General features: G+C 72.5%; 4 protein-coding genes. 3 read left to right on the forward strand and 1 reads right to left on the reverse strand.

Annotated elements, in window-relative coordinates; translation table 11 throughout:
* Positions 1 to 46 precede the first annotated feature (46 nt).
* Positions 47 to 1072, reverse strand: a complete 1026-nt coding sequence (locus tag Q0R63_RS00265; protein ID WP_295692288.1) for an SAM-dependent methyltransferase — start codon at positions 1070 to 1072, stop codon at positions 47 to 49.
* A gap of 227 nt (positions 1073 to 1299) precedes the next feature.
* On the opposite strand from Q0R63_RS00265, the gene Q0R63_RS00270 reads away from it, so the two are divergent.
* The 3 genes from Q0R63_RS00270 to Q0R63_RS00280 all read left to right on the forward strand — a co-directional run.
* The gene (locus tag Q0R63_RS00270) at positions 1300 to 2259 is read left to right on the forward strand and encodes a bifunctional riboflavin kinase/FAD synthetase (RefSeq protein ID WP_295692290.1); all 960 of its coding nucleotides are present in this window, start codon (positions 1300 to 1302) and stop codon (positions 2257 to 2259) included.
* Between the two features lie 20 nt (positions 2260 to 2279).
* Positions 2280 to 3371, forward strand: coding sequence for a rod shape-determining protein RodA (gene rodA, locus Q0R63_RS00275; protein ID WP_295692293.1), 1092 nt, complete (start codon positions 2280 to 2282; stop codon positions 3369 to 3371).
* A gap of 39 nt (positions 3372 to 3410) precedes the next feature.
* The coding region (locus Q0R63_RS00280; RefSeq protein WP_295692295.1) for a glycosyltransferase family 39 protein at positions 3411 to 4844 on the forward strand (1434 nt) is incomplete at its 3' end.

Raw genomic sequence — 4844 nt, forward strand, 5'->3', positions numbered from 1 at the left:
TGAGGTCGTGGTGGGCACACCACGACCTCAGCGCCAGACCACGACCTCAGGGCTTGCGCGCGACCAGGATGTCGCGGTGGATGCCGGCGTCGACCCGGTGGGCGAAGCCGAGGTAGGGCGGCGCGTCGCAGACCTCGAGACCCGCGTCCGCGCAGATCGCGGAGAGGTCGCCCCGGGCCAGTCCGTGCGTGTTCCAGGCGATGCCGACGGCGCCACCGGAGCGCAGCACGGACGTCCAGCGGGGCACGGCCAACGACAGCAGCTCCGCGGGCGACCGGTCGCGCGCCACACCGGCCCGGCTGCCGTGGGCCACGCCGTAGGGCGCGTCGGTGACGACGGCGTCGACCGTCCGGTTCTGGAGGAGGTCGGGGGTGGCCAGGGTGTCGGCGGCATAGAGGGTCAGCCGTTGCCGGTCCCCGCTCCGGTATGCCGCGGGGTCCGGGCTGAGCTGCGCCTCCAGCAGGTCGGCGACATGAGTTCCGCTGCGACGCAACGGATGCAGGTCGATCTGGTGCTTGAGACGCTTCCGGCGCAGCCACGTCGTGAGGAACGCGGCATACGCCTCGACCTCCCGTCGTTCGATCTCGACGCCGACCGCGTCGTGGCCGAGGGCGAGCGCCCAGCTGAGCGTCGTGCCGCGACCGGCCAGCGGGTCCAGCACCGTGAAGCGGCGCTGCGTCATCTCACCCGCCCACGCCGTGGACGCGAGCGTGACGTTGAGCAGCACCCGGGTGAACTGCTCGTTGGTGCGCCCGGGGTACTTCGGGATGGTGAGCAGGTCGTCGTCGAGCCGCTCGGTGCGCGCGAGGGGGACCGGTCGCAGCAGCTGACCCTCTCGCACGAAGAGCGCATGGGCGCCGGCGAGCTGGCCGAGCACGTCAGGTCGGGGTTCGCCGTCGAGCTCGATCTCGAGGTAGGCGACGCCGGCCACGGTCGTCGGCTCCGCGCGGATGACCGCGGCACCGAGGGCCGTGATGGCGAGCACGCCGAGCTCGGCGGCCGTCACCTGAGGGGCGCTCCCGGCATACACCCGGTTGCTCGACGGCGTGAGGAGCAGGAGATGTGCAGCCACCCGATAACCCTAGCCACCACGCGACGACGCTCGGCGTGACCCGTCAAACATGCAGTGGGCCAGAGGCTGACCCACAATGTCGGGGTATGCCGGGCGCGTGGGAGCCTTCTGCATGTTTGACGGCGCGGCTGCTCGGCCGCCAATGCGCCACCCAGGGTGAGGCGGCTCACCGCTGAATGCGCGCGACCCGCGTCGTGCACCGGCCGCGGTCTTCGTAGAGTGTCACCGTGCACGTGTGGAACAGCCTCGACGACGTCCCGGGTGACCTCGGTCGATCGGTCGTCACCCTCGGCAACTTCGACGGCGTCCACCAGGGCCACAAGGCGGTCCTGGCGCGGGTCGTCGAACAGGCCACCAGCCGGGGCGTGCTGTCGGTCGCGGTGACCTTCGAGCCCCACCCGCTCGCGGTGCTCCACCCCGATCGGGCGCCCCAGATGCTCACCTCCGTCGCGCAGCGCCTCGAGCTGCTCGCCGACACCGGGCTCGACGCGGTGCTCGTCCTGGAGTTCACGGTGGAGTTCGCACAGGAGACGCCGGAGGAGTTCGTGCAGTCGGTCTTCGTGGACGCCCTCCACGCGGTCGCCGTCGTCGTCGGCCAGGACACCCGCTTCGGCTGGCGCAACACCGGCAACGTCGACACGCTGCTGGCCCTCGGGCCCGGCCTCGGCTTCGAGGTGCTCGCGCTCGACGACCTCGGCGAGGGGTCGCGGTGGTCCTCCTCGATGGTGCGCGGCATGCTCGACATCGGCGACGTGGCGGGCGCCGCAGCGGTCCTCGGTCGTCCCCACAAGGTCGCCGGCACCGTCGTCCACGGCGACCACCGGGGCCGCGAGCTCGGCTACCCCACCGCCAACCTCAGCCAGGACGCCGAGGGCCTCGTGCCCGCCGACGGTGTGTATGCCGGGTGGCTCACCCGCGTCGACCGGCCGATCACCGCGCTCGACCGGGTCCTGCCCGCGGCCATCTCGATCGGCACCAACCCGACCTTCGAGGGCACCCAGCGCCGGGTGGAGGGCTACGTCCTGGACCGGACGGACCTCGACCTCTATGGCGAGCGGATCACCTACGAGTTCGTCGAGCGGCTCCGGCCGACGCTGCGCTTCGACGGCATCGAGCCGCTGATCGAGCAGATGGAGACCGACGTGGGACAGTGTCGCGAGATCCTGCGGTCCATCGTCCCCTCCTGACCCGAGGGCGCACCTCGTCGGTGTGGTCGCGCACCGACTGGGGGCTCGTCGTCGCGGGACTGGGGCTGTCGCTCGTGGGCGCGTTGCTCGTGTGGTCGGCCACGCGGCATACCTCGGGCAGCGCAGTGGTGCTCCGGCACCTCGTCACCACCGTCGTGGGGATGGTCCTCTTCGTCCTCGTGACGAAGGTCGACCTGCGGACGCTGCGCGCGTGGGTGCCCTGGGTCTACCTCGCGTCCCTCCTCGGTCTCGTCGCCGTGCTGTCGCCCCTCGGGTCCACGATCAACGGATCGCGGTCGTGGATCGAGGTCCCCGGCGGCTTCTCGATCCAGCCGTCAGAGCTCGCCAAGGTGGCCATCGTCATGGGCCTGGCCATGCTGCTGGCCGAGCGTCGCGACCGCGACCTGTCACCCGACAGGCGCGACCTGCTACTGGCCGGGCTGCTCGTGCTCCTCCCGATCGGGCTCATCATGCTGCAGCCGGATCTCGGGTCGGCGATCGTCGTGCTTGCTATGGCGTTCGCCGTCGTCGCGGTCGCCGGCGCCCCCAAGCGGCTGCTCGCGCTCGTCGTCGCCCTGGGAGCCGCGGGGGTCGTCGCGATGTTCACGACCCCGGTCCTCAGCGGCTACCAGCGCGACCGGCTGACCGCCTTCCTCGACCCCGGCGCCGACCCGCAGGGCATCGGCTACCAGACCCGGCAGGTGCGGCTGGCGATCGGGTCCGGGGGCCTGCACGGCGAGGGTCTCTTCCACGGCCGCCAGACCCAGGGTGGCGTCATCCCCTTCCAGCAGACCGACTTCGTCTTCTCGGTCGCGGGGGAGGAGCTCGGCTTCCTCGGGGCGGCCGGTGTCATCGCGCTGCTGGCCTTCCTCGTGCTGCGGACCCTCGTCGTCGGCGCCCGCAGCGACGCCTTCGGCCGCCTCGTCGCGGTGGGCGTGGCCGGCTGGTTCACCGTCCAGGCCGTCGAGAACGTCGGGATGAACCTCGGCATCACGCCGGTCACCGGGCTGCCACTGCCGTTCGTCTCCTACGGCGGGTCGTCGATGTTCTCCTGCTGGCTGGCGCTCGGTCTGGTCAACGCGGTCCACCTCGGCCAAGGTCGTCGCGACTAAGGCACTGTCCGGAGGCACCCCCGCCCTACTGTGGGCCTCGTGAGCAGGATCGCGGAGACGGTGAGGCGCGAGCAGGGGACCGGGGTCACCCGGGCGCCCCTCGCCCGCCGGCCTGTCGGTGCCGCGATGGTCGCACTCGCGGTCGTCCTCACCGCGACGAGCGGCGGCTACGGCTACCACCGTGACGAGCTCTACTTCCGCATGCTCGTCCCCGCCTGGGGATACCTCGACCAGCCAGCTCTCACACCGTTGCTCGCGCGCACCATGGCGGCAGTCGTCGACCAGCCCTGGGCGATGCGGGTGCCTGCGACCCTGATCTGCGTGGCGACGGTGCTCCTCGTCGCCCTCATCACCCGCGAGGTCGGCGGTGGGGCCCGCGCCCAGGGGCTGGCCGCCTGGGGGTATGCCTTCGCCGCCTTCCCGCTCGTGTTCGGGCACCTGCTGCTCACCGTCACGGTCGACCTGCTCGCGTGGCAAGCGGTGACACTGCGGGTGATTCGCGCGGTGCTGCGCGACGACGGCCGCGCGTGGCTGTGGGCCGGAGTGGTCGCCGGCGCCGCCACCTGGAACAAGCTCCTGCTCGCCGGTCTCGTCGTCGCCCTCGTGGCGGGGCTGCTCACGGTCGGCCCCCGACGGCTGCCCTGGCGCTGGCTGCTCGCGGGCGCGGTCGCCGGGCTGGTCATCGCCAGCCCCAACCTCGTCTACCAGGCCACCAACGGCTGGCCGCAGCTGGCGATGGGCCGGGCGCTCGTGACGGTCAACAGCGGGGCCCGGGCGCAGGTCGTCCCGTTCCTCGGGCTCCTGCTCGGGCCACCGCTGGTCGTCGTCTGGGGCGCCGGGTGGTGGGCCCTGCTGCGTCGGCCCGAGTGGCGCCGGATCCGGTTCCTCGCCGTCGCCTTCCCGGTGCTCGTCGTGCTCGCCCTCGTCTCCAGCGGGCAGGTCTACTACCCTCCGCCTGCTGACCGTCCTGTATGCCGTGGGCTGCGTCCCCGCCGCCGGCGTCTCGAGAGTGTGGTGGACATGGCTGCGGGTGGGCGTCGTCGTCAACGCGCTCGTCTCGGCGCTCATCGCGCTCCCGCTCGTGCCCGTCGCCGACCTCGGCGCGACCCCGGTGCCCGGGATCAACCAGGCCGCGCGCGACCAGGTGGGCTGGCCGGCATACGTCGCGCAGGTGGCCCGCGTCCGGGACGCCCTGCCGCAGCCCGAGCGCGACACCGCGATCGTCATCACGGGGAACTACGGGGAGGCCGGGGCGATCGACCGCTACGGGACGCCGCTCGGGCTGCCGGAGCCGCTCAGCGGCCACAACGCGCTGTGGGCACAACGTCGCCCGCCGCACACGCGGGTCACCGCCGTCGTCGTCGGCAAGGGTCCGCTCCGGGTCGCCCAGACGTTCGCGACGTGCACGGTGGCGGGGACCCTCGACGACGGGGTCGGCGTCCACAACGAGGAGCAGGGTCAGCCGGTCGCCGT

Origin of the sequence: Lapillicoccus sp. (assembly GCF_025353065.1) — a bacterium.
GTDB lineage: Bacteria > Actinomycetota > Actinomycetes > Actinomycetales > Dermatophilaceae > Lapillicoccus.